This window comes from Variovorax sp. 10N420 (genome assembly GCF_056394705.1).
On the sequence record NZ_JBFTIJ010000006.1, the window covers coordinates 61,253 to 85,663 of the forward strand.

At 64.4% G+C, this 24,411-nt stretch carries 24 protein-coding genes and 1 riboswitch; of the genes, 17 read left to right on the forward strand and 7 right to left on the reverse strand.

Annotated elements, in window-relative coordinates; genetic code table 11:
- Nucleotides 1-24: 24 nt before the first annotated feature.
- From ssuD to AC1DEK_RS16720, 5 genes are all read right to left on the reverse strand, one after another.
- Nucleotides 25-1,194 carry an FMNH2-dependent alkanesulfonate monooxygenase gene (gene ssuD / locus AC1DEK_RS16700; protein WP_478126387.1) on the reverse strand — a complete coding sequence of 390 codons (1,170 nt, stop codon included), beginning with the start codon at nt 1,192-1,194 and terminating at the stop codon, nt 25-27.
- Nucleotides 1,195-1,205: 11 nt separating this feature from the next.
- Nucleotides 1,206-2,231, reverse strand: coding sequence for a sulfonate ABC transporter substrate-binding protein (locus tag AC1DEK_RS16705; protein ID WP_478126388.1), 1,026 nt, complete (start codon nt 2,229-2,231; stop codon nt 1,206-1,208).
- An 18-nt stretch (nt 2,232-2,249) separates the two neighbouring features.
- Complete coding sequence (locus AC1DEK_RS16710; RefSeq protein ID WP_478126389.1) at nt 2,250-3,215, reverse strand: sulfonate ABC transporter substrate-binding protein; 966 nt, start codon at nt 3,213-3,215, stop codon at nt 2,250-2,252.
- Between the two features lie 119 nt (nt 3,216-3,334).
- Nucleotides 3,335-3,919, reverse strand: coding sequence for an NADPH-dependent FMN reductase (gene ssuE / locus AC1DEK_RS16715; RefSeq protein ID WP_478126390.1), 585 nt, complete (start codon nt 3,917-3,919; stop codon nt 3,335-3,337).
- An 11-nt stretch (nt 3,920-3,930) separates the two neighbouring features.
- The gene (locus AC1DEK_RS16720; protein WP_478126391.1) at nt 3,931-4,956 is read right to left on the reverse strand and encodes a sulfate ABC transporter substrate-binding protein; all 1,026 of its coding nucleotides are present in this window, start codon (nt 4,954-4,956) and stop codon (nt 3,931-3,933) included.
- Nucleotides 4,957-5,082: 126 nt separating this feature from the next.
- On the opposite strand from AC1DEK_RS16720, the gene AC1DEK_RS16725 reads away from it, so the two are divergent.
- From AC1DEK_RS16725 to AC1DEK_RS16745, 5 genes are all read left to right on the forward strand, one after another.
- Nucleotides 5,083-5,349, forward strand: a complete 267-nt coding sequence (locus tag AC1DEK_RS16725; RefSeq protein WP_478126392.1) for an oxidative damage protection protein — start codon at nt 5,083-5,085, stop codon at nt 5,347-5,349.
- 223 nt (nt 5,350-5,572) lie between these two features.
- Nucleotides 5,573-7,423 carry a bifunctional tRNA (5-methylaminomethyl-2-thiouridine)(34)-methyltransferase MnmC2/FAD-dependent 5-carboxymethylaminomethyl-2-thiouridine(34) oxidoreductase MnmC1 gene (gene mnmC / locus AC1DEK_RS16730; RefSeq protein WP_478126393.1) on the forward strand — a complete coding sequence of 617 codons (1,851 nt, stop codon included), beginning with the start codon at nt 5,573-5,575 and terminating at the stop codon, nt 7,421-7,423.
- 40 nt (nt 7,424-7,463) lie between these two features.
- Nucleotides 7,464-8,366 (forward strand): transglutaminase family protein, encoded by a 903-nt coding sequence (locus tag AC1DEK_RS16735; protein ID WP_478126394.1) that lies wholly within the window; start codon nt 7,464-7,466, stop codon nt 8,364-8,366.
- A 103-nt stretch (nt 8,367-8,469) separates the two neighbouring features.
- Nucleotides 8,470-9,483 (forward strand): patatin-like phospholipase family protein, encoded by a 1,014-nt coding sequence (locus tag AC1DEK_RS16740; protein ID WP_478126395.1) that lies wholly within the window; start codon nt 8,470-8,472, stop codon nt 9,481-9,483.
- 3 nt (nt 9,484-9,486) lie between these two features.
- The gene (locus tag AC1DEK_RS16745; RefSeq protein ID WP_478126396.1) at nt 9,487-10,941 is read left to right on the forward strand and encodes a GntP family permease; all 1,455 of its coding nucleotides are present in this window, start codon (nt 9,487-9,489) and stop codon (nt 10,939-10,941) included.
- Nucleotides 10,942-10,962: 21 nt separating this feature from the next.
- Here AC1DEK_RS16745 and AC1DEK_RS16750 read toward each other — a convergent pair whose 3' ends face one another.
- Nucleotides 10,963-11,232, reverse strand: coding sequence for a hypothetical protein (locus AC1DEK_RS16750; RefSeq protein ID WP_478126397.1), 270 nt, complete (start codon nt 11,230-11,232; stop codon nt 10,963-10,965).
- A 177-nt stretch (nt 11,233-11,409) separates the two neighbouring features.
- Between AC1DEK_RS16750 and AC1DEK_RS16755 the strand changes: the two genes are divergently transcribed.
- The 12 genes from AC1DEK_RS16755 to AC1DEK_RS16810 all read left to right on the forward strand — a co-directional run bounded on the left by AC1DEK_RS16755 (nt 11,410) and on the right by AC1DEK_RS16810 (nt 23,587).
- The gene (locus AC1DEK_RS16755; RefSeq protein WP_478126398.1) at nt 11,410-12,207 is read left to right on the forward strand and encodes a fumarylacetoacetate hydrolase family protein; all 798 of its coding nucleotides are present in this window, start codon (nt 11,410-11,412) and stop codon (nt 12,205-12,207) included.
- Nucleotides 12,208-12,248: 41 nt separating this feature from the next.
- On the forward strand, nt 12,249-14,315 hold the full coding sequence (locus tag AC1DEK_RS16760) for a carbon starvation CstA family protein (RefSeq protein WP_478126399.1): 2,067 nt from the start codon (nt 12,249-12,251) through the stop codon (nt 14,313-14,315).
- Nucleotides 14,312-14,539 carry a YbdD/YjiX family protein gene (locus AC1DEK_RS16765; RefSeq protein WP_478126400.1) on the forward strand — a complete coding sequence of 76 codons (228 nt, stop codon included), beginning with the start codon at nt 14,312-14,314 and terminating at the stop codon, nt 14,537-14,539. The genes AC1DEK_RS16760 and AC1DEK_RS16765 overlap by 4 nt, the downstream gene beginning before the upstream one ends.
- A gap of 286 nt (nt 14,540-14,825) precedes the next feature.
- Nucleotides 14,826-16,604: a nitrite/sulfite reductase gene (locus tag AC1DEK_RS16770; protein WP_478126401.1), complete on the forward strand. Its 1,779-nt coding sequence runs from the start codon at nt 14,826-14,828 to the stop codon at nt 16,602-16,604.
- Nucleotides 16,601-16,993 (forward strand): DUF934 domain-containing protein, encoded by a 393-nt coding sequence (locus AC1DEK_RS16775; RefSeq protein WP_478126402.1) that lies wholly within the window; start codon nt 16,601-16,603, stop codon nt 16,991-16,993. The genes AC1DEK_RS16770 and AC1DEK_RS16775 overlap by 4 nt, the downstream gene beginning before the upstream one ends.
- 17 nt (nt 16,994-17,010) lie before the next feature.
- Entirely contained in the window at nt 17,011-17,631 is a 621-nt protein-coding gene (locus tag AC1DEK_RS16780) for a phosphoadenosine phosphosulfate reductase domain-containing protein (RefSeq protein ID WP_478126403.1), read from the forward strand.
- 43 nt (nt 17,632-17,674) lie between these two features.
- A complete protein-coding gene (gene cysD, locus AC1DEK_RS16785) occupies nt 17,675-18,628 on the forward strand; it encodes a sulfate adenylyltransferase subunit CysD (protein ID WP_478126404.1) in 954 nt (317 codons plus the stop codon).
- Between the two features lie 131 nt (nt 18,629-18,759).
- Nucleotides 18,760-20,091, forward strand: a complete 1,332-nt coding sequence (locus AC1DEK_RS16790) for a sulfate adenylyltransferase subunit 1 (protein ID WP_478126405.1) — start codon at nt 18,760-18,762, stop codon at nt 20,089-20,091.
- Nucleotides 20,092-20,131: 40 nt separating this feature from the next.
- On the forward strand, nt 20,132-20,461 hold the full coding sequence (fdxA, locus tag AC1DEK_RS16795; protein ID WP_478126406.1) for a ferredoxin FdxA: 330 nt from the start codon (nt 20,132-20,134) through the stop codon (nt 20,459-20,461).
- On the forward strand, nt 20,419-21,480 hold the full coding sequence (locus tag AC1DEK_RS16800; protein ID WP_478126407.1) for an NAD(P)/FAD-dependent oxidoreductase: 1,062 nt from the start codon (nt 20,419-20,421) through the stop codon (nt 21,478-21,480). Before fdxA ends, AC1DEK_RS16800 begins: the two co-directional genes overlap by 43 nt.
- 22 nt (nt 21,481-21,502) lie before the next feature.
- Nucleotides 21,503-22,069 carry a phosphatase PAP2 family protein gene (locus tag AC1DEK_RS16805; protein ID WP_478126408.1) on the forward strand — a complete coding sequence of 189 codons (567 nt, stop codon included), beginning with the start codon at nt 21,503-21,505 and terminating at the stop codon, nt 22,067-22,069.
- Nucleotides 22,069-22,175: riboswitch (TPP riboswitch) on the forward strand. It overlaps the preceding gene by 1 nt.
- Nucleotides 22,176-22,249: 74 nt before the next feature.
- Nucleotides 22,250-23,587: a purine-cytosine permease family protein gene (locus tag AC1DEK_RS16810; RefSeq protein WP_478126409.1), complete on the forward strand. Its 1,338-nt coding sequence runs from the start codon at nt 22,250-22,252 to the stop codon at nt 23,585-23,587.
- Here the strand turns inward: AC1DEK_RS16810 and thiD are convergent.
- The gene (thiD, locus tag AC1DEK_RS16815) at nt 23,532-24,377 is read right to left on the reverse strand and encodes a bifunctional hydroxymethylpyrimidine kinase/phosphomethylpyrimidine kinase (RefSeq protein ID WP_478126410.1); all 846 of its coding nucleotides are present in this window, start codon (nt 24,375-24,377) and stop codon (nt 23,532-23,534) included. The genes AC1DEK_RS16810 and thiD overlap by 56 nt on opposite strands.
- Nucleotides 24,378-24,411 lie beyond the last annotated feature (34 nt).

Sequence of the window (24,411 nt, forward strand, 5' to 3'; positions counted from 1 at the left end):
TGGCTGGGTACTGCTGGGTACTGCTCAGCTCTGCGACAGAAGACGCGAAGGCGCATCGAGATTGGCGACCACTTCGCCGAAGGGGCCGGTCAGCGTCTCACCTGGCAAGCCCGGGCGCTGCTTGCGTGGCAGCAGCGGAAACACCAGTTCGGCGAACCGATAGGACTCTTCCAGATGCGGATAGCCCGAGAAGATGAAGCTCTCGATGCCAAGCGCGGCGTATTCCTCGATGCGCGCGGCGACGGTCTTCGGATCGCCCACCAGCGCCGTCCCCGCACCGCCGCGCACCAACCCTACGCCGGCCCAGAGGTTCGGACTGATCTCCAGATCGGCGCGCGTGCGCTTCGCACCGCCCGCGTGCAGCGCAGCCATGCGGCGTTGGCCTTCGGAATCCATGCGCGCAAAGGCGTTCTGTGCGCGAATCACCGTTTCATCGTCGACGCGGCTGATCAGCGATTCGGCCGCCCGCCACGCCTCGTCCTCGGTCTCACGAACGATGACGTGCAGTCGGATGCCGAACTTGACCGTGCGGCCCTTGCGCGCTGCACGTTCGCGCACGTCCGCGATCTTCTTTGCCACCTCTGCTGGCGGCTCGCCCCACGTGAGATAGGCATCCACCTGCTCGGCGGCCAAGTCGTGCGCCGCTGCCGACGAACCGCCGAACCACACCGGTGGATACGGCTTTTGCGTCGGCGGGAAAAGCAGCTTCGCGCCCTTCACGCTCAGGTGCTTGCCGTCGTAGTCGAAGCTCTTTCCTTCATGGCTGCGAGCGATGATCTCGCGCCAGATGCGGATGAACTCGGCCGACTGCTCGTAGCGCGCCGCATGGTCGAGGAACACCCCATCGCCTTCGAGCTCGGTCTGGTCGCCGCCGGTCACGAGGTTCACGAGCACACGACCGCCGGAGAGCCGGTCGAAGGTCGCGGCCATGCGCGCGGCGAGGCTGGGTTGATGCAATCCTGGTCGTACCGCGACGAGGAACTTGAGCCGCGTTGTCGCACCGATCAGGCTCGACGCGATCACCCACGGATCTTCGCAAGAGCGCCCTGTCGGGATCAGCACGCCTTCATAGCCCAGCTTGTCGGCCGCGCCGGCGATCTGCTGCAGGTAGGCCAGGTCGACCGGGCGAGCGCCCTCGGTGGTGCCGAGATAGCGACTGTCGCCATGCGTGGGAAGGAACCAGAAGATATTCATGGGATGTGCTTTCAGGGTTTGGCGGCGTCGGGGTGCCAGACGATTCGGGCGACTTCCACCGGCTTGGGGATAAGCCCCAGCTTGAGAAAGGCGTCCGCGACGCGTTGCTGGTCGGCGGTGGTCGCGGGCTGGATCGGACCCACCGGCGATGGCGGCCGCCGCTGCAGGAACAGGCTCACGATGCCGGCATCCAGTCCGCTGAATTCCGCGATGAGCTTGATCGCGGCGGGCCGGTCCTGCTGCACCAGCCGGTCGGCGCGCGTCAGCTCTTCGAACAGCGCATTGATCACCGCCGGGTGCCGCTCCGCAAGCGCACGCGACGCCAGGTAGAAAGAGTTGTTGTTCGAAAGCCCGCGGCCCGTCGCCAGCGCACGCGGATGGATTGCAAGCTCCGTCGCGGCGTAGAACGGATCCCAGATCGCCCATGCGTCGATGCTGCCGCGCTCGAAGGCCGCACGCGCATCGGCCGGCGCGAGGTAGATGGGCTGGATATCGCTCCATTGCAGCCCGGCCTTCTCGACCGCGCGCACGAGGAGGAAGTGCGCGCTCGAGCCCTTCTGCAGCGCCACCTTTCGTCCCTTGAGGTCAGCCAGAGTCTTGAGCGGCGAGTCCTTCAGCACGAGCACCGCGGAGCTGTCCGGCTTGGGCGGCTCGGCGCCGACATAGACGAGATCCTTGCCGGCCGCCTGGGCAAAGACGGGCGGCGAATCACCGGTGAGTCCGAACTCCAGACTTCCGACCGACAAGGCTTCGAGCAACTGCGGTCCGGCCGGAAACTCGATCCAGCCGATCTTCGTGGTCGGAAAGCGCTTTTCGAGCCAGCCCGACTGTTTGACGATCACCAGGTTGGCGGCGGATTTCTGATAGCCGATTCTGAGCAGCTGCAACTGCGGGGAAGGCTCAGCGGCCGAAGGCGACGCGCTCACAGGCTGTGCCAGCGCGATAGGACCGCCCAGCCCCCAGGTGCCTGCGGTGAGCGCAAGCAACTGCAGCAGGCGACGGCGAGCAGCCGACGAGCTCGGAAGCGAAGCAGTCATGGTGGTGCCTCCGTGCGCTCAGGCGATATTGGCCGAGGCGGCGTCGAACACGCGGATCTTTCGCGGGATCAAGCCAAGGGCAAAGAAGGTGTCGGCGATCTGTTGCTGCTCACCGAGGATGGCCTTGGTGATTGGCGACGTGCCGTATGCCGAGCGCGCAACCGTCACATCGACGACGGGCTTGGGCAGCCCCCAGATGGTCGACAGTTCCGCGGCAAACGAATCCTTGTTGGCAGCGGCCCAATGGTCGACGCGGTTGATCTCTTCGGTCACCGCGGCCAATACGTCCGCATTTTTCGCCACGTAGTCGAGCGACGAGAAGTAGTAGGCGCGATTGCCCACCACCCCGCTCGCATCGGCCAGGATGCGGGCGCCGAGCAACTTTTCCGCGGACGCGAGGAAGGGATCCCAGATCACCCAGGCATCGACGGAGCCCTTCTCGAAGGCGGCGCGCGCATCGGCCGGCGGCAGGAAGACGAACTTCAGGTCGCTGTACGGAAGCCCATGCTTCTCGAACAGCTTGACGATGAAATAGTGAACGTTGCTGCCCTTGTTGAGCGCAATCTTCTTGCCTTTCAGGTCAGCGACCGTCCGAATTGGCGAATCCTGCTGAACCAGCACTGCTTCCGCCGCAGGCCGGGGCACGGTGGCGGCGACGTAGGCCAGCGGCGCGCCCGCGGCCTGCGCAAAGATGGGGGGCGCCTCGCCCACATCGCCGAAGTCGATCGAGCCGACATTGAGCGCCTCGAGTTGTACCGGGCCCGCCGTGAATTCCGTCCATTTGACCGTCACGCCCAACGGCGCCAGCCGCTTCTCCAGCGTGCCGCGAGCCTTGAGCAGGCTCAACTGGCCCTTCTGGTTGCCGATTCGGAGCTGGCGTTCGCCCCGAGGTGCCGGTGCCTGTGCCCATGCGCCCATTGCTGGCAGCGCGATCGCTGCGGCGGCGCCCTGGATCAGCTGCCGGCGGGTCGAGGATGATTGCATTTGCTTCTTTCAGACGTAGCTCGCCCCGGACCGCGCAGCGGCCAAAAATCGGAACGAAATGGAATTGGGGAAGTGGGAAAGAAAGCGCCGCCATGGGCGCTGCGTCAACGGACGATCCGTCAGACGCTACATCGCACGCGCGAGAAAGCCACAGGCTCGAAGCCCCAGGTCGCCGGCAGCTTGAGGCCTTCGCTCGCCAATGTCTCGACCGCATCGTCCAGGCGCTGCGCCAGATCGGCCTGCAACTGATACGCCCCTTCTGGCTGCAGCGTCACCTGCCCGTCTGTTGCATACACACCCGGGAGGATGTGCCGCGCTGCGAGCGACTGCAGCACCGGCCGCAGCGCATAGTCGAGCGCCAGCATGTGATGCGGACTGCCGCCGGTCGCCAGCGGCAGCACCGTCTTGCCCTTGAGTGCCGACTGCGGCAGCAGATCGAGAAACACCTTCAGCACACCGCTGTAGGCAGCCTTGTAGACCGGTGTCGCGATCACGATGACGTCAGCCCGACGGACCTGCTCCACCGCGTGCTGCACCGTTGAATGCGAAGCCTCCCCCAACAGCAAGGCGTGGGCGGCCAGTTCGCGGATCGCGAGCCGATCCACCGGCACACCGCGCTCCGCAAGCCGCGCCGAGACGGCGTCGAGCAAAACGGCCGAGCGCGAAGGCGCAGAAGGGCTGCCGGCAATCAGAAGAACAGTCATGGCCGCGCGCGTTACTTGTTGCTCAGGTAGATCTGGTCGAAGGTGCCGCCATCGGCGAAGTGCGTCTTGTCGGCCTTGGTCCAGCCACCGAATGCATCGTCGATCGTGAAGAGCGTGAGCTTGGGGAACTGCTTTTCGTACTTTGCCTTCGCCTTCTCCGATGTCGGCCGGTAATAGTTGCGGCCGACCACGTCCTGGCCTTCATCCGAATACAGATACTTCAGGTATTCCTCCGCCACGGCGCGCGTACCCTTCTTGTCGACGACCTTGTCGACCACAGCCACCGTCGGTTCCGCCAGGATGCTGACCGACGGCACGACGATGTCGAACTTCTCCGGCCCGAATTCCTTCAGCGCGAGGAAGGCCTCGTTTTCCCACGCCAGCAGCACGTCGCCCACGCCGCGCTGCACGAAGGTGATGGTCGAACCCCGAGCGCCGGTGTCGAGCACGGGCACGTTCTTGTAGAGCTTGCCCACGAAGTCCTTGGCCTTGTCATCGCCGCCGTACTTGCGCTTGGCAAATTCCCAGGCGGCAAGGTAGTTCCAGCGCGCGCCGCCTGAAGTCTTCGGGTTCGGGGTGATCACCTGAACGCCCGGCTTCACGAGATCGTCCCAGTCCTTCAGGCCCTTGGGATTGCCTTTCTTCACGAGAAAGACGATGGTCGAGGTGTAGGGCGCCGAGTTGTGCGGCAGGCGCTTTTGCCAGTCAGGCTTGACGAGGCCGCCGTGCGTGACGAGCGCATCGGTGTCACCGGCCAGCGCGAGCGTCGCGACGTCGGCGTCCAGGCCGTCGATGATCGAACGGGCCTGCTTGCCGGAGCCGCCGTGCGACTGCTTGATCGTCACGTCCTGGCCGGTCTTGGCCTTCCAGTACTTCGCAAAAACCTGGTTGTAGTCGACATACAGTTCGCGGGTCGGGTCGTAGGAGACATTGAGCAGCGTCACCCCCTGTGCAAACGACGGCAATGCCGTCAGGGCGAAGCCCGCAACGGCGGCGACACCGAGGGAAAGCTTGATAAAGTCGCGGCGAAGGCTCATGGTCTAGTGCTCGTAAATGGCATAAAGCTGAAGCGACGTATTCTGGATACGGCATATGGAATAGAGAACGACTGAGTTCTCAGTTCTAAATAGCAAAATCAACTAAGACACCCCAAAGGCATCCAAATGGCACGCATGGTCCAGTGCATCAAGCTCGGCAAAGAGGCCGAAGGTCTCGACTTTCCGCCCTACCCCGGCGAACTCGGCAAACGCATCTGGGAAAACGTCAGCAAGGAAGCGTGGGCGGCCTGGCTGAAGCAGCAGACGATGCTTGTGAATGAAAACCGGCTGAACCTGGCCGACGCGCGGGCGCGGCAGTACCTGGCGCGCCAGATGGAAAACCACTTTTTCGGCGGCGGTGCGGACGTCGCTCAGGGCTACGTGCCGCAATAGGGCTCGCCCCCAGGCTCGCGCACTTCGTGTCGCTCTCCACCCCCTACCGGGGGCAATACCAGTGGCCCGGCGGAGCCGGTTCCACGGTATTCCTGTTGCTCGCCCCCAGGCTCGCGCACTTCGTGTCGCTCTCCACCCCCTACCAGGGGCAATACCAGCAGCCCGGCTGAGCCGGTTCCGCGGTATTTCTGGACTTGCGCTGTCGGCATAGCTCGGATTTGACATGGCTGAACCTGTTGATTGGCGGTTGGACGGGGTTCCGCGTAGCGCGCGGTTCGACGATATCTATCACTCGGAGACGGGGGCGCTGGCGCAGGCGCGGCATGTGTTTTTGGGGGGATGTGGGCTGCCTGCGGCTTGGGGCGGGGAGGCGCAGTGGCGGATTCTCGAAACCGGGTTTGGGTTTGGACTCAATTTCCTGACAAGCTGGGAGGCCTGGCGGGCTGATCCGCGGCGGCCTCGGTTGCTGCACTTCGTTTCCGTCGAGGGGCATCCGGTCTCGAGGGAAGACTTGCTGCGGGCTGCGTGCGCCTATCCCGAGCTGATGCCGCTCGCCGAAATGCTGGCCGATCAATGGCACGGGCTGCTGCCGGGGTTTCATCGGCTTTGGTTCGACGAAGGTCGGGTGCTGCTCACGCTCTGCGTTGGCGACGTGCAGCCGATGTTGCGCGCCCAGCGCTTTGAAGCGGACAGCATTTTTCTCGATGGATTCAGTCCGCAGCGCAATCCGGCGATGTGGTCGGCCGAAACGTTGAAGGCGGTTTCACGTTTTGCTCGGCGTGGAACGCGTGCGGCCACCTGGACGATTGCCAGTAGCGTTCGGGCGGCGCTGACGCAATTCGGATTCGAAGTGGCCAAAGCGCCTGGCTTGCCACCCAAAAGGGATTGCCTTCAGGCGGTGTTCGCGCCTGCATGGGAGGTCCGGCGGCGTGGGCCCGAGCCGGCACCGCCAGTAACGCCGGGCCATTGCGCCGTCGTCGGCGCGGGGCTGGCCGGTGCGGCGGTCGCGGCAAGTCTCGCGCGGCGTGGCTGGGAAGTCACCGTGCTGGATGCGGCTGTGCGCCCTGCGGCTGGCGCATCCGGCCTGCCGGTCGGTGTGCTGGCGCCGCATGTGTCGCCAGACGATGCGCTGCTCTCGCGCCTCACGCGAGCGGGCATTCGTGCGGCTTGGCAGCAGTTGACGCAATGGTTGGACGAAGGGCGCGACTGGCGCGCGAGTGGCGTGATCGAGCGGCGCGCCGCCGGAGATGCACGTGTACCCGACGGCTGGACTGCCGAAGGTCCGAACGAGTCGTGGCATGCGACGGCGGCGCAACTGCGAGACGCGGGTTTGCCGTGCGATGCCGTCGCGCTGTGGCACGCACGCGCCGGATGGGTGCGGCCCGCGCGGCTCGTCGACGCATGGCTCAAGCGACCGGGCGTTCGTGTGGAGACAGGCCGCCACGTGGCACGCATTGAACGCATCGGGTCGGGCTGGACGCTCCATGACGACACCGGCGCAGTCTTGGCGCAGGCCGATCGCGTCGTGATTGCCGCCGGCTTTGAAAGCCGCGCCTTCGCACCCCGCTTTCCGCTGCAGCCCGTGCGTGGCCAAGTGGCTTGGGGCGTCGCGCCTTCGGGTGCGCGTTTGCCTGATGTACCGGTCAACGGCGACGGTCATCTGATTGCCGGGGTGCCGGACGAAGCCGGCAAGTTGTGGCTGGCTGGCGCGACCTTCGACCGAGACAGCAGCGATCCATCGGTGCGACCCGGCGAGCGTCAGGTCAACTTCGAACGACTCCGACAACTGCATCCCGATGCGGCCGCTCAGCTCGCCGAAGCCTTCGCCGAGGGCAATGTGCAAGCGTGGGCCGGCGTGCGCTGCGCTTCCGGCGACCGGCGCCCGCTCGTTGGCCCGGTGGATGCATTGAACGAAAACAGCGCCTGGCTCTGCACCGCCATGGGCTCGCGCGGGATGAGCTTCGCCGCACTCTGCGCCGAAGTGCTTGCCGCGCGCTGGCACGGCGAGCCGCTGCCGCTGCCGGCGAAGCTCGCGAGCGCATTGGACACGTCGCGCGCGACATCGTCCATGTGATGGGGTCGCCCGATCTCCTTCCGCGCAGCACAATGCGCGCATGCCCATTCACTACGACGTCACGCACACCACGGTCTACAGATACAGGGCGCCCGTCACCTTCGGGATGCATCGCGTGATGTTTCGGCCCCGCGAGAGCCATGACTTGCGTGTGCTCGCGACCGACCTGCAGGTGAGCCCGACAGCCAACGTACGGATGATCCTGGACCCTCACTCCAATTCGGTCGCGCTCGTGTATCCGCTGGGCGAAGCGACTGAATTGCGCATCGTCTGCCGCTTCACGATCGAGCACGTGCCCAGCACCGTCGACATGCTGGCGCTGGACCCATCGGCCGAAGTCATTCCGTTTGCGTATTCCCTGCAAGACCGCTTCGACCTCGACTGTTACCTGCGCCCGCACCACGACGATCCCGACGCCACGCTGATCCGTTGGGCCCACCAGTTTCTCCAGATCGATGCGCCCAATGCCACCTTCGACGTGCTCAAGCGCATGAACGCGCACATCGGACAGACCCTGACGTACGCCGCGCGCGACGAGGAAGGCACGCAGACACCGCTGCAGACGCTCGCTCTCGGCAGCGGCAGTTGCCGCGACTACGCTTTGCTGATGATGGAAGCCGCTCGCCGACTGGGCATCGCGACGCGCTTTGTCACAGGCTATCTTTACGACGCCGCACTCGACACGCAAGTCGCTAGTGACTCGGCCGATGGCTCCGTCACAGGCGCCGGCAGCACGCACGCATGGCTTCAAGCCTACTTGCCAGGCGCGGGCTGGGTGGCCTTCGACCCGACCAACAACTTCCTCGGCGGCAACCAGTTGATCCGCGTGGGCGTGGCGCGCGATCCGGCGCTCGCGGCGCCCATCTCCGGCACCTGGTATGGCGAGCCAGGCGCCTATGAAGGGCTCGACGCCTCGGTCGTGATTCGGCGCATATCCGCCTGATGCCCGTCGCCTCACTCCGGCAAGCTGGCTCGGCCATTGCTTGCGTGCATCCTCTCTCTACAACGTCCGCTTGAGCAATGGCTTCGGCCTTGGAGGTCTCCCCTTGAAAACTCTCCCGATCGATCTTGCACTGCAAGGCGGTGGCTCGCATGGCGCATTCACCTGGGGCGTGCTCGACCGGCTGCTCGAAGAGCCATGGTTTCGGATCGACGGCATTTCGGGCACGTCCGCTGGCGCGATGAACGCCGCGGTGCTGGCTTGCGGCCATGCAAGGGCGGGTGCCGATGGCGCACGCGAATCGCTCGAGACCTTCTGGCGCGGCGTTTCCGAGGCGGCCCGCTTCAGTCCTTTCCGCCGCAGCTGGATGGAAATGATGAGCGGCCGCTGGACGCTCGACAATTCGCCGGCCTTCATGGCGATCGACATGGCGACGCGCCTGTGGTCGCCCTACGACCTCAACCCGCGGGGCATGAATCCATTGCGCGGCATCCTGGCCGAGCTGATCGACTTCGACCGGCTGGCCTCCTCCCCCATCAAGCTGTTCGTGACCGCGACCAACGTGCGCACCGGCCGCGGGCGCGTCTTCCGGAATGCGGAGATCGGCCCCGACGTGCTGCTCGCATCGGCCTGCCTGCCGACGATGTTCCATGCGGTCGAGATCGATGGCGAGCCCTACTGGGACGGGGGCTATGCGGGCAATCCGACCATGACTCCGCTGATCCGTGAATGCAGTTCGAGCGACACGATCCTCGTGCAGATCAACCCGGTGGAACGTCCCGGCATTCCGCGTTCGGCGCAGGAGATCAACAACCGCCTGAACGAAATCTCGTTCAACTCGCCGCTGCTGAAGGAATTGCGCATGGTCGCGATGCTGCATCAGGTGGCGGACCCGGGTCACGGCGAAGGCGCAGCCTGGGCGCGCATGCGCATTCACCGGATTTCCACGGACGCGATGCTCGAACTCGGCTACTCATCCAAGCTGATCGCGGAGTGGGAGTTCCTCTGCAAGCTGCGCGACGAAGGCCGGCGCTCGGCAACCGCATTTATCGATGCGCATGCAGGCGACATCGGCAAGCGTTCGACGCTCGACCTCGACGCGCTGCTCGAAGGAGTCTGAAGCATGGGACTCGCAGGAATCTTCGTCGGCCTCGGGCTGCTGATCTGGCTCTCGTATCGGGGCTGGAGCGTTCTGGTGCTGGCGCCGATGGCGGCCCTCATTGCCGCGCTCTTCGCCGGCGAGCCCTTGCTCGCGCACTGGACGCAGACTTTCATGACCTCGGCGGCCGGCTTCCTGGCGCAGTTCTTCCCCCTCTTCCTGCTCGGAGCGATTTTCGGCAAGCTGATGGACGACAGCGGTTCGGTGCAGACAATCGCACGCTTTATGACCGAAAAGCTCGGGCCGAAGCGCGCCATGCTCGCCGTCGTCCTGGCGGGCGCGCTCGTGACCTATGGCGGCGTCAGCTTGTTCGTCGCGTTCTTCGTGCTGGCGCCGATGGCGCAGGCGCTGTTCCGCGCAGCGGACATTCCGGGCCGCCTCATGCCGGCGGCGATCGCGCTGGGGACTTCCACCTTCACGATGTCGGCATTGCCTGGAACTCCCGCCATCCAGAACGCAATTCCGATGCCCTTCTTCGGCACCACGGCCTTTGCCGCGCCGGGGCTGGGTTTGATCGCCTCGGCCATCATGCTCGGCTTCGGCATGTGGTGGCTGCGGCGCGCTGAAGGGTCCGCGCGGCAGGCCGGCGAAAGCTACGGCGCGGTGGCGCTGGATAAGCACGTGAGCGCGTCCGAAGACCCTGTCGTGCGCGAACGTGCAACGACGTCAGGCAGTTTCGATCCCGCGGAAATCGAGCACGGCGAACACGGCACCGGGCAACCCAGCGTCGTCGTCGCACTGCTGCCGCTTGCCATCGTGGTACTGGTCAATCTGGTGATGGCGCTGGTGGTCCTGCCGCGCATGGATACCGATTTCCTTTCCGAGCCGCGCTTCGGTGGCATCACGCTGGCGAACGTCGGCGGCGTGTGGGCCGTGCTGGTGGCACTCACGGTGGCCATCGTGGTGCTGATCGCGCTCAACTGGAAACGCTTGCCGTCGCTGCGCGCGACCGTGGACGCAGGCGCCAACGCGGCAGTGCTGCCGGTGGTGGGCGTCGCCAGCCTGGTGGGTTTCGGCGCCGTGGTCGCGGCGATGCCTGCGTTCGAGGCGGTGCGTGAATGGGTGCTCGGGATCGGCGGAGGCCCGCTGGTGTCGCTGGCACTGTCGACCAACATCCTCGCGGCGCTGACTGGATCGGCCTCGGGCGGCCTGACCATCGCGCTCGATGCGCTGGGCAGCACCTACATGCAACTCGCGGCGACGATCGGCCTCGACCCTGCGCTGATGCACCGGGTCGCGGTGATCGGCGCAGGCACGCTGGACAGCCTGCCGCACAACGGGGCGGTCGTCACCCTGCTCGCGGTGTGCGGCCAGGGACATCGCGAGAGCTATTTCGACATCGTGATGGTCGGCATCGTCGGCGCCCTGTTGGCGCTGGTTGCGGTGATTGTTCTCGGGTCGACTTTCGGTTCGTTCTGAACGGCTCCCACAGCGCACCCGCTACAGGTGCGTTCGGCTGCGCCGCAGCCGTGCGACCAGTGCATTGGAAAGGACCGCGATGTGCCGCGCATATTCGGCCTCGGCTTCCTCTTGCGCTGCGGTGAGAAGCGCGAGTGCTTCGATCTCCCGCACGCCGGGCGGAGTACCGCTTCCGCAGAGCCAATCGCCGAGCGCCTCGACAAGCTCTCCGCGCGCCTGCTCGACCCTCAGGCGACTGCAAACGACTGCTTGGTACAGCGTCGTCATCTCGCGTCCTTGAACTTGCGCCACGTCAGACTTTTCCTCGGTTGTGATCGGGTTTGCAGACTACTTATGTATTACGGGTGCCGCTGTAGGTCTATACCGCTTAGGCCGTAGCCGTTCAGTCCGATAGGCGATGAGCCTATGCATCGATGGGCGTCGGCGGGATGATGGTGTCCTTTCAAAAGTAACAAGGAGACTGAATCGATGACCGCTACGAATCGCCGAGCCATGCTGCAACTCTCTACCGCGGCAATGGCGGCGGGAGCGCTCTCCGGCTGTGCCTCGACGGCTGGCGCGCAGGACGCGAGGAAGCCCATGTTCGCCGTCGCCGGGTCGACCATCCCGGTAATGGGCAGCGAGCAGTCCTTTCCGGTTCGCCGCATCTACTGCATCGGCAGGAACTACGCAGCGCACGCAATCGAACGCGGTTCGGACCCGACGCGCGAGCCGCCCTTCTTCTTCCAGAAGCCCAGCGACGCAGTGCAACTGGTGCCGAAAGGGGTGACGATCGATCATCCCTATCCGCCGGTGACGAAGAACTATCACTACGAGGTCGAACTGGTCGCCGCGCTCGGCAAGGGCGGCCGGAACATTCCGGCCAGCCAGGCGCTGGACTGCGTCTTCGCCTACGCGGTTGGTCTGGACATGACCCGTCGCGACCTCCAGAATGCCATGGCGAACGAGAAGAAGCCCTGGGAAATCGGCAAGTCCTTCGACCATTCGGCGGTGGTGAGCCACCTGCATCCGGTGAGTCAGGTCGGCCATTTCAGCAAGGGCGGCATCTGGCTCAAGGTGAACGGACAGACAAAGCAGTCGAGCGACCTTTCGCGGATGATCTGGAGCGTGGCCGAACAGATCGCGAACCTCTCGACCTACAACGAACTATTCCCGGGTGACATCGTTTACTCGGGTACCCCCGAAAACGTCGGGCCGGTGGTGCCGGGCGATGTGATGACGGGGCACATCGACGGCCTTTACGACATCAGCGTGAAGGTCGTCTGACGCGAAACGTTGCGGACGTTTTTTCCTGAGAGGACTGCGCGATGAACAAGCTCACATCCCTCCTGGTCTGGTCAGCCGTCGCCATCCTCGGCGCCTTTTCGTTTGCCGCGCTGGCGCTGGGCCGCGGCGAAAGCGTCAATGCGGTGTGGCTGGTCACCGCCGCCTTGTGCGTCTACTTCATCGCGTATCGCTTCTACAGCAAGTTCATTGCGGACAAGGTTCTGCGCCTGGACGACTCGCGGGCGACGCCGGCTGTTCGGCACAACGACGGAATGGACTACGTGCCCACCAACAAATGGGTGCTGTACGGCCATCATTTCGCGGCTATCGCCGGTGCGGGGCCGCTCGTGGGGCCGGTGCTGGCCGTGCAGATGGGCTTTCTGCCCGGCACGATCTGGATCCTCGCGGGCGTGGTGCTGGCGGGCGCGGTGCAGGACTTCATCGTGCTCTTTGCCTCTGTTCGGCGGGACGGCAAGTCGCTCGGCGAGATGATCAAGATGGAACTCGGCCCGGTTCCGGGTTCGCTGGCTCTCGTCGGCGTGCTGGCGATCATGATCATCATCCTGGCGGTGCTCGCGCTGATCGTCGTCAAGGCGCTCACGGGAAGCCCGTGGGGGCTGTTCACGATCTTCGCGACCATTCCGATTGCGCTCCTGATGGGGCTCTACATGCGCGTCATCCGCCCCGGGCGCGTTGGCGAAGCGTCCGCGTTCGGGGTGGTGCTTCTGCTGGGATCGATCTTTCTCGGCCGCGCCGTGGCGGGCGACCCGACATGGGGGCCGATGTTCACCCTCACCGGCCCGCAGCTTGCCTGGGCGCTGATCATCTACGGCGCAATCGCCGCCAGCCTGCCGGTATGGCTGATGCTGGCGCCTCGCGACTACCTGAGCACTTTCCTGAAGATCGGCACCATCGTCGCGCTGGCGCTCGGCATCTACTACGTCGCGCCGCAGTTGTCGATGCCCGCCACCACGCGATTTATCGACGGCACGGGGCCGGTCTTCTCGGGCAAGCTCTTTCCGTTTCTTTTCATCACGATCGCGTGCGGCTCGGTTTCGGGCTTTCATGCGCTGATCTCCTCGGGCACGACGCCGAAGATGATCGAAAAGGAATCTCACATGCGCATCATCGGATTCGGCGGCATGCTGGCCGAATCCTTCGTCGCGGTGATGGCGCTGACCGCCGCGAGTGTGCTCGACCCGGGCATCTACTTTGCGATGAACGCACCCGCTGCGGTGATCGGAACGACCGCTGCAAACGCCGCACAGGTCATCTCGAGTTGGGGCTTCACCATCACGCCGGACCTCATCGCGCAGACTGCCAAGGACATCGGCGAAACCAGCATCCTCTCGCGCGCAGGTGGCGCCCCGACGCTGGCAGTCGGCATGGCGCAGATCCTCGGCCAGGCGTTCGGTGGAAAGTCGATGGAAGCCTTCTGGTACCACTTCGCGATCCTGTTCGAGGCGCTGTTCATCCTGACGGCCGTCGACGCCGGAACGCGGGTGGGACGCTTCATGATCCAGGACATGCTGGGCCACGTCTACAAGCCGCTCGGCAATACCGACTTCCTGCCAGCCAACCTTGTCGCCACCGCGCTGTGCGTCGCGATGTGGGGGTACTTCCTGTATCAGGGCGTGGTCGATCCATTGGGCGGCATCAACACGCTTTGGCAACTGTTCGGCGTGGGCAACCAGATGCTGGCCGGTATCGCGCTGCTCCTGTGCACCAGCGTGCTGGTCAAGATGAAGCGGCAGCGCTACGTGTGGGTCACTTTGCTGCCGACGGCCTGGCTGCTCATCACCACCCTGACTGCAGGCGTGCAGAAAATCTTCCATCCGGACCCCGCCATCGGTTTCGTGGCGCTGGCGCGAAAGTTCGGCGATGCCGCCGCACAAGGCATGCTGATCGCACCGGCCAAGTCCATCGAGGAAATGCAGCGGGTCGCCTTCAACAACTACCTCGACGCGATCGTGTGCGGCTTCTTCGTGCTGCTCGTGGTGGCGATGTGCGTCTTCGCGGCCAAGATCTGCATGCAGGCGCTGAAGCAGTCGAAGCCGACGGCGCATGAGATTCCGCCGTTCTCTGGCGCGCAAGGGGCGATGCCTTGAACACGCCTGCAACGACGCCTGCGGGCGATACCGATCGCTGGCTGGGACGCAGCATGCGCAGCGTCTGTTCGGTGTGCCGTCAGGTTTTCGGCATGCCCGACTATGAGCGCTACCTTGCGCACGCCGAAGCCACGCATCCCGGGGCGCCGGTGATGTCACGCAACGAATACTGCGCTCGGGTGATCGAACGGCGGTACGGCCAGGGCACTGGGCGCTGCTGTTGAGTCCTGGCGGCCGTGCCGATCTGCCGCGAGCGCCGGCGCGCCGCAGTTCCTAGAATCGCTCACGTTCCGAGCCCGGTTTCGGGTGCGCGGCGGCGATTCGGCTCGCTGCTCGCCTTATCCGGAATAAGCATCCAATCGCCCGCAAACCCGCATGAAACCTGGTGAATATGCTTATCCGCATAAGGCGCGAACCAAAAAATAGTTCGTTTCCATAAGGCTCGCTTCTACATTTCGTGCCTCGCATCGGCGGGCCGTGGACGCACCGCCTTCCAGCAAGTCAAACACGATGTACCAATACACAGATTTCGACCGTCAGTTCGTGCACCTGCGCGCAGCGCAATTCCGCGACCAACTGGAGCGCTGGCAAACCGGCAAGCTTTCGGAAGACGAGTTCCGCCCTTTGCGCCTGCAAAACGGCTGGTATGTGCAGCGCTATGCGCCCATGTTGCGCGTGGCGGTGCCTTACGGCGAACTGGCGAGCCGTCAGCTGCGCGTGCTCGCAAAGATCGCCCGCGAGTACGACGCACCCGAAGCCGAGGTCTACAAGAACGCCGTCGCCACCCAGGGCAAGCTCGGCTCGCAGAAGCTGCCGACGCACTACGCGCACTTCACGACGCGCCAGAACGTCCAGTACAACTGGATTCCGCTGTCGAAGTCGGCTGACGTGATGGAGCTTCTGGCTTCAGTCGACATGCACGGCATCCAGACCAGCGGCAATTGCATCCGCAATATCACGAGCGATGAACGCGCCGGCATCGCCGTCGACGAAATCGCCGACCCGCGCCCCTTTGCGGAAATCATGCGGCAGTGGAGCACGCTGCATCCTGAATTCGCCTTCCTGCCGCGCAAGTTCAAGATCGCGATCACCGGCGCCACCGAAGACCGTGCCGCCACGGGCTGGCACGACGTAGGCCTGCATCTGCTGAAGAACGACAAGGGCGAACTGGGCTTTCGCGTGCAGGTCGGCGGCGGCATGGGCCGCACGCCGATCATCGGCACCGTGCTGCGCGAGTTCCTGCCGTGGAACCAGATCATGAATTACCTCGAAGCGGTGGTTCGGGTCTACAACCGCTACGGCCGGCGCGACAACATCTACAAGGCGCGCATCAAGATCCTCGTGAAGGCCGAAGGCCAGCGCTACATCGACGACGTCGAGGCTGAATACAAGCAGATCGTCGAGCACGACGGCGCACCGCACACCATCACGCAGGCCGAGCTGGACCGCGTGAGCGCGTCTTTCGTGCCGCCGACGCTCGCGACCCGCGTTTTCCGCAGCGCCGAGGAAACCGACGCGGACCTGCGCGCGCAGGCTGCCGACGACGTGATGTTCGCACGCTGGCTTGCACGCAACGTGGCGCCGCACAAGAACCCGTCGCTGCGCGCCGTGACGCTGTCGTTCAAGCGCCGTTTGCAGGCGCCCGGCGATGCATCGGCCGAACAGCTCGAAACGGCCGCGCGTCTGGCCGACCGCTTCAGTGCCGGCGAGGTCCGGGTCACGCACGACCAGAACCTGCTCTTGCCATGGGTGCATGCCGAAGACCTGCACGCTCTTTGGTTGGCTGCCCGCGAAGCCGGCTTCGCCAGCGCCAACGTGCACCTGCTGACGGACATGATCGCCTGCCCCGGCGGCGATTTCTGTGCGCTCGCCAATGCGCGTTCGATCCCGATCGCCGAAGCCATCACCGAGCGCTACCAGGACCTGGACGAGCTCGACGACCTGGGCGAAATCGACCTGCACATCAGCGGCTGCATCAATTCGTGCGGCCATCATCACAGCGGGCATATCGGCATTCTCGGCGTCGACAAGGACGGCAAGGAGTGGTATCAGGTCACGCTCGGCGGCTCCGATGGTTCCGCACTCAGCGGCGCGGCGCAGCCCGGCAAGGTGGTCGGCCCTTCTTTCTCGGCGGCCGAAGTGCCCGACGTGATCGAAGCCGTGCTGAACACCTACCGCGATACGCGGGAAGCGGGTGAAACCTTCATCGATGCGCTGCGGCGTGTCGGCATCGAGCCCTTCAAGGCCGCCGCGAACGGCGCGCGCTTCAAGGTCGAGGTGGCCGCATGAACAAGACGCTTCAACTGATCGCTGCCGAAGATCACATCGACAACGGCGATCCGACCGTGCTGCAACTGTCCAACGACGCCGATCCACTCGCGATCGAGCAGTGCCTTGACGACGTGGAGCGCATCGACCTGGACTTCCCGAAGTTCACCGATGGGCGCGCCTACAGCCAGGCATTCCTGCTGCGTCGCCGCCTCGGCTTCAAGGGCGAGATTCGCGCGACTGGCGACGTGCTGGTCGACCAATTGGTGCAGATGCAGCGCATGGGTTTCTCCAGCGCCGTTCTGAAGGAAGGCGTTGATGCATCCGCGGCTCAACGCCAATTCGACAGATTCGCGGCCTTCTACCAGGGCGACGCGGTGCAAGCCACACCCATCTTCAAGCGCGCCTGAACGGTTGCCTTCGCCAAATGAACATCGATCTCGAACAAATCAACGCCAAGCTCGGCCGCAACGCCGAGGGCCTCGTGGACTGGGCTATCGGCCTGGGCCGGCGGGCGATCATCACCACCAATTTCAGGCCCTTCGAGGCGGTGATCCTGCACATGGTCACGCGCGCGAAACCCGACGTGCCGGTGGTCTGGATGGACAACGGCTACAACACTGACGCCACCTATCGCTTCGCCGACGAGGTGACGAAGCTGCTGAACCTGGATCTGCGCATCTTCGTGCCCCGGCGTTCGCGAGCGCATCGCGAAGCGGTGGAAGGTCCGACACCGACGCTCGACGATCCGCGCCACGCCGCCTTCACCGAGGAAGTGAAACTGGAGCCCTTCGCGCGCGCGCTGCGCGAAATGTCGCCGCAGGTCTGGTTCACCGCGCTGCGGGCCACCGACACCGCCGTGCGTGCGCAGATGGATCCGGTCAGCATCAATCCAGACGGACTGATCAAGGTCGCACCGCTGCTGCACTGGTCTTCCAAGGATCTGCACGCCTACTGCCAGGCGCATGGACTGCCCAACAACTTCGACTACCTCGATCCGACCAAGGGCGAGGACAACCGCGAGTGCGGTCTGCACCTCGCGCATTGATGTCCCACGTCGCATTCGATTCAATCTCTGAGCGCCCCATTTCATGAACGCCCGTACCGAACACGATCTGCTGCTGCAAACTTCGCAGTCGCTTGCGCGCCTGTCCAACACGCAACTGGACGCACTCGAAGAAGAAACCATCTTCATCCTGCGCGAAGTCGCCGCCTCTTTCGAACGGCCGACGCTGCTGTTTTCGGGCGGCAAGGATTCGCTGGTACTGCTCAAGTGCGCGGAGAAGGCTTTCGGCGCTGGCCGCATCCCCTACCCGCTGCTGATGATCGACACGGGCCATAACTTTCCCGAAGTGACGGACTTTCGCGATGCGCGCGCCAAGGAACTCGGGGCGGAACTGATCGTGCGCAACGTCGAGGACTCAATGAAGCGCGGCACGGTGCGCCTTGCGCATCCTGACGAATCGCGCAACGTGCATCAGTCGGTCACGCTGCTCGAAGCCATCGAGGAATTTCGCTTCGACGCGCTGATCGGCGGTGCACGCCGCGACGAAGAAAAGGCGCGCGCCAAGGAACGCATCTTTTCGCACCGCGACAGCTTCGGTCAGTGGCAACCCAAAGACCAGCGGCCTGAACTCTGGACGCTGTTCAACACGCGCCTCTCTCCCGGAGAACACTTCCGCGTGTTCCCCATTTCGAACTGGACCGAGCTCGACGTATGGCAATACATCGAGCGCGAAAACATCGCGCTGCCGTCGATCTACTACACGCACAAGCGCGAAGTAGTCGAGCGGCGCGGGCTGCTGGTTCCGGTGACCGCGCTCACTCCGCCGCGCGACGGGGAACAGGTCGAAGTGCGTGACGTGCGCTTCCGCACCGTGGGCGATATCACTTGCACGTGCCCAGTCGAAAGCCTCGCGTCCGATGCCGCCGACGTGGTGGTCGAAACGCTCGCTGCCGATGTGAGCGAACGCGGCGCCACACGCATGGATGACAAGACCTCGGAAGCTTCCATGGAGAAGCGCAAGAAAGACGGGTATTTTTGACTCGCCCCCAGGCTTGCCCACTTCGTGTGGCCGCCTACCCCCTGCCGGGGGCAACACCAGCGGCCCGGCTAAGCCGGTTCCGCGGTGTTTCTCGAATAAGGCCTACGCGCCGCTGATGAATTGAACTGATCATGACTACTTCGATTGCTGCTTTGCCTGATCACACTGCTGCCGAGACGGGGGCTGCGCTGCGGTTTATTACTTGCGGGAGCGTGGACGATGGCAAGAGCACGTTGATTGGGCGGCTGCTGGTTGACAGCAAGACGGTGCTGCAGGACCAGCTTGCGGGGGTTCAGCGGGGGGGTGAAACTGATCTGGCGCTGCTGACGGATGGGTTGTCGGCCGAACGCGAACAGGGGATCACGATTGACGTGGCGTATCGGTACTTTTCTACGGCGCAGCGCAAGTTCGTGATCGGGGATGCGCCGGGGCATGAGCAGTACACGCGCAACATGGTGACCGCGGCTTCCAGCGCGGATGCGGCGGTGGTGCTGGTCGATGCGACCAAGCTGGCCTGGGCTGCCGAATGCGGGGACGGGGAAGTAGTGAGGCGCGAGCTTCTGCCGCAGACGCGCCGGCATACGCTGCTTTGCCATTTGCTGCGGGTGCAGTCGATTGTGTTCGCCGTGAACAAGCTCGACGCCATGGACGATGCCGAACTGGCGTTCGAGCGGATTTCGGCCGCGCTGTCGAACTTTGCCGAAGCCGCCGGCGTGCAGGTCGCCGCCACGGTGCCGATTTCGGCGCTCAAAGGCTGGAACGTGGCCTCTCGGCACGCCGACTGGGCGGGCTACGAAGGTCCCAGCCTGCTCGAACTGCTCGAGAAACTGCCGGTCACGGCGCAGGACGAAGCAGTGCCTTTTGCGTTTCCGGTGCAATGGGTGGAGAAGTTCTCTGCTTCGGCGGACACATCGCGCGGTCGCCGTGTGTTCTGGGGCCGAGTTGCCAGCGGCCACATCGAACCGGGACAACGCGTGACGGTCCTGCCGGGCAACCAGACGGCCACGGTGGCGCAGGTGCTGAGCCATACGCGCCAGCCGAAAGCCGTGCATGCGGGTCACAGCGCCGGCATCGTGCTAGACCGCGAACTCGACGTGTCGCGCGGCGACTGGCTGCTGGAACCCGGCGCCTTCGAACCGTCGCGCGAGATCACCGCCACCATCGCGTGGCTCGACGACGAACCGCTCGTGGCGGGCCGCGTCTACTGGGCGCTGCAGGGCCATCGCTGGGTCAAGGCGAAGGTGGCGCGCATCGTGGATCGCGTCAACATCACCACGCTGGATTCCGAGCCGGCCGACCGGCTCGAAGCCAATGCGATTGGCGACGTGGTGCTCAGCCTCCAACAGCCTCTGGCCGTGCTGCCTTTCACGCAATCGCGTGCGCTTGGTTCCCTGATCCTGGTAGACACCGCTTCGCATCGGACTTCCGCAGCCGTCCTCGTGCGGCCTGCCGCAAACGCCTAAAATTGCCGGTTCCCGCTTACCTTCCCGCTTTGCAATCACCATGACCCACGTCGTCTCCGAATCCTGCATCCGCTGCAAATACACCGATTGCGTTGACGTTTGTCCGGTCGATTGCTTCCGCGAAGGTCCGAACATGCTGGTGATCGACCCCGACGAATGCATCGACTGCGCGGTTTGCATTCCCGAATGCCCGGTCAACGCGATCTACGCCGAGGAAGATCTGCCCGGTGACCAGATCGCCTTCATCAAGCTCAATGCCGAGCTGGCCATGGCCGACGGCTGGAAGAGCATCACCAAACGCAAGCCCGCGCTGCCTGACGCCGAAGAGTGGAAAGACAAGACCGGCAAGATTTCGGAGCTCGTGCGCTGAGCGCGCAAGCCCCCATCGAGACAGACGCGCTGATCATCGGCGCGGGTCCGGTCGGGCTGTTCCAGGCTTTTCAACTCGGCCTGCTCGAAATCTCCTTCCATATCGTCGACGCCCTGCCCCGGGCCGGCGGCCAATGTGTCGAGCTTTATGGCGACAAGCCGATCTACGACATCCCCGGCACGCCTGTGACCACTGGTAGAGGCTTGTCGGAGTCGCTGGTGCAGCAGATCGCGCCCTTCAAGCCCCACTTCCATTTCGGTGAGCAGGTTGCCACGTTGGCGCGCCAGGACGACGGACGCCTCCTCCTGACCACTTCGCGGAACACCGCGTTTCTTGCCAGGACAGTGTTCATAGCGGCCGGCGTCGGCGCATTCGTGCCAAAGCGGATTGCCGTCGAGGGCATCGAAGAACTGGAAGGCACCAAGCTTTTCTATCACCCTGACGCATTGGATCGCTTTGCCGGCCAGCGGGTGGTCGTCAATGGCGGCGACGATGCGGCCCTTGAGACCGCACTGGCGCTGGTACCCTTCGCGCGGCACGTCACCCTGCTTCATCGAAGAGACGTCTTCCAGGCTGAAGATGCCAACGTCGCAGCATTGCGGACACACGTCGCGGCGCGGTCGATCCAGCTCGCGATCGGCCAGCCGTCCGCCTTTGACGACGCCCATCTGCAGATCATCACGCCCGACGCGCAGACCGTGTCCGTGCCATTCGATGCGCTCATCGGGTGCCTCGGCATCTCGCCGCGCCTGGGTGCTATCGCCGAATGGGGTTTGGAACTGGTTCGCAAGCAAATACCAGTGGACACGGAAAAGTTCGAGACTCGCGAACGGGGCGTCTTCGCGGTCGGCGACATCAACACCTATCCAGGCAAGAAGAAGCTGATCGTCTGCGGCTTCCACGAAGCGACCCTGGCGGCTTGGGGCGCGACAGCCGTCGTCTTTCCGGGCAAGTCGATCCCGCTGCAGTACACGACCACCAGCACGCGACTGCATACGCTGCTCGGGGTCCAGCATTGACCTTGCCGCTAGGATGCGAGGCATGCAGGAGTTGAATGTCTCGCTTTTTCACTGGCTGGCGGCCGGCAACACGCCGCATCCGCAGATCCTGTGGATCGCATCTCTTTTGGCGGTCGGCACGGCTTGGCTTTGCGGGGCCTTGGTCATCGGGGCCGCTTGGCGTCACCCTTCGCAGCGCAAATATGTGATTGCGACGCTGGTCGCAGCAGCCGCCGCATCGGTGGTTGCCCACGCCATAGCCGCCGCCATCAATATGCCTCGGCCCTTCGTCGCGGGTCTGAGCCCAAGCTACATCGAGCACGGCGCACGCGGGTCAATGCCCAGTACACACGCAACGGTCATGTTCGCGGTCGCCTTGATCCTCTGCCTGCGACCGACTCTGCGCATGACCGGTCTTGCGGTCCTTTTGATCGGGATCGTCACCGGATGGGCACGCGTCTACGTGGGCGTTCATTTCCCTTTGGATGTGCTCGGCGGCTTCGTCTTGGCAGTGGCGATCACGGGAGTGTTCTGGGTGCTGGTGAAGCTGTCGCACCGGTTCATCGATCCGCCGCACAGTTCTACAATCAGATCCGCTTCGCCAGATTGAAGCAATGCTAGGGGTGCCGGTCCGCCGTTTGCGGTGTACCGGCTGAGAGAGTCCCTTTGAACCTGACTGAGGTAATCCTCGCGCAGGGAAGCTGGTCCGGCGGCCGTCACGTTTCTCGCGTGCCTGTCGTGCCGCCGTCGCCTCGCCCACCTGCCAAACAATTTGCATTGGAGCAAATGGATGGCACACACAAAGAACGAGCAGGCGTCGACAGGCGCCAATGAGGCGCTGACGCCGCTCCGCGAATCCGGACGCGTCTTCCGATGGCACGACCACATGGCGCTGTGGTTCAGTCTTGGCGTGGGCTTGCTGGTCATGCAGATCGGCGCCTACCTGGTGCCCGCGGTCGGCACGCGCGAGGCGGCCATCGCCATTGTGCTGGGTTCGTGCATCGGCGCAGGTCTGCTGGCGTGGACTGCGCGGGTCGGCTGCGAAAGCGGACTGGCGAGCGCCGGCTTGATGCATGCGACCTACGGCAGCGCATTTGCCCGACTGCCCGTCGTCCTGAACATCGTGCAGCTGATCGGCTGGACCACCTTCGAGATCGTGATCATGCGCGAGGGCACCCAGGCCATCGGCAGGCAGGCGTTTGGCTGGTCGCTGGACGGACAAGTGGGCGCGGTCGCAACGACACTCCTCTGGGGCGCCGTGCTCCTGGCCCTGCTTTCTGGATCGATGGTCAAGCTTGTTCGACGGTTCGTGAGCCGGTTCGGCCTGCCGCTGGTCGTGCTGTCGCTGATATGGCTGAGCTGGCAGTTCGCTGCACGGCTTCATGCGAAGGGGCTCGAATCATTCTGGACAAGGCCCGGCGACGGCAGCATGAGCATGTTCGGAGCACTCGACCTGGTTATTGCGATGCCGGTGTCCTGGCTCCCGCTGGTGGCCGATTACGCACGTCACGGCAAGCGGTCCATTGGTGGGCTGGGCGGCGCATTCGGCGGCACATGGTTCGGCTATGCCGTGGCCAACATCTGGTGCTACGCACTGGGGGTGATGGTGGTGAGTGTGGCCGACCCCGGCACGGACATGCTGGCCGCGCTGCTTCTGGCGCAAGGCGGGCTGGTCGCGCTCGGTCTGATCCTGGTCGACGAACTCGACAACGCCTATGGGGATGTCTATTCAGGCTCTGTTTCGGCTCATAGCCTGATGCCGCGCTGGAGCATTCGCCGCTGGGGATTGCTGGTCGCGGCGGTCTGCATTGCCTTCGCACTGGTGTTGCCAATGCACTCGCTCGAGCCGTTTCTCCTGATGCTCAGTTCGGTCTTCGTGCCGCTGTACGGAGTGATTCTCGGGCGGCTCGGCCTCGGTACGTTGGTCGAGTCGGTGCAAACGCGGCGGGTGGACTGGACTGCCGCCGCCATCTGGATCGGCGGCATCGTGGTCTATCACGCCTGCGCCGCATGGGCTCCGCGCTGGGGGTCCGCGCTGCCGACGCTCGTGATCACCTTCGTGTTTGCATGGATCACCCGCCCTGCGCCGGCAGGCGGACGGTCGGCACTGGCGCAAAGCCGTGGTTGAGAGGCCCATGCCCGCGACCGATCTTCACATCAGCGCCGGCCGCCATCGCGGCAACGACATAGCCGCGCGCGCGCTCGACAGCCTGCGGCAAGTCATAGCCAAGCGCCAGGTTCGACGCGATGGCGGACGACAGCGTGCATCCCGTGCCATGAAGATTGCGGCTGGCGATGCGCGTCGAAGCCAGGCGCAATCGATCGCCGTTCGCCTGTGCCAGGAGATCGACCACGTCGTCGCCCGGGAGATGACCGCCCTTGAGCAGGACGGCAGTCGTTCCGAGCGCCAGCAGCTCACTTGCCGCGTCGTCGAGCGCGTCGGCGCCGTCGATCGAATGACCGATCAGCAATGCCGCTTCATCGAGATTGGGCGTCACCACGACCGCGCGCGGAAAGAGTTCGCGTACCAAGACCTGCACTGTTTCCGCTGCGATCAGCCTGTCTCCGCTGGTAGCCACCATCACCGGGTCGAGCACGACGTTCGGCAGTTTGTAGTGATCGATCGCCCATGCGACGACTTCGACGATCTCGGGCGCATGCAGCATGCCGAGCTTGACGGCATCGACGCCGATGTCTTCGACGACCGCCTGAATCTGCGCCTTGAGGAAGGCCGGCGGCACGCCATGGATTCCCGTCACGCCCAAGGTGTTCTGGGCCGTCAGTGCAGTGATGGCCGTCATGCCGTAGCAACCCAGGGCCGAGAAAGTCTTGAGATCGGCCTGAATGCCCGCGCCGCCGCCGCTGTCGGAGCCGGCGATCGAAAGGACGCGCGCATAGCGGGAAAATGCATTGGTCATGTCGAAAATTATCGACCACGCGATCAACGACTGT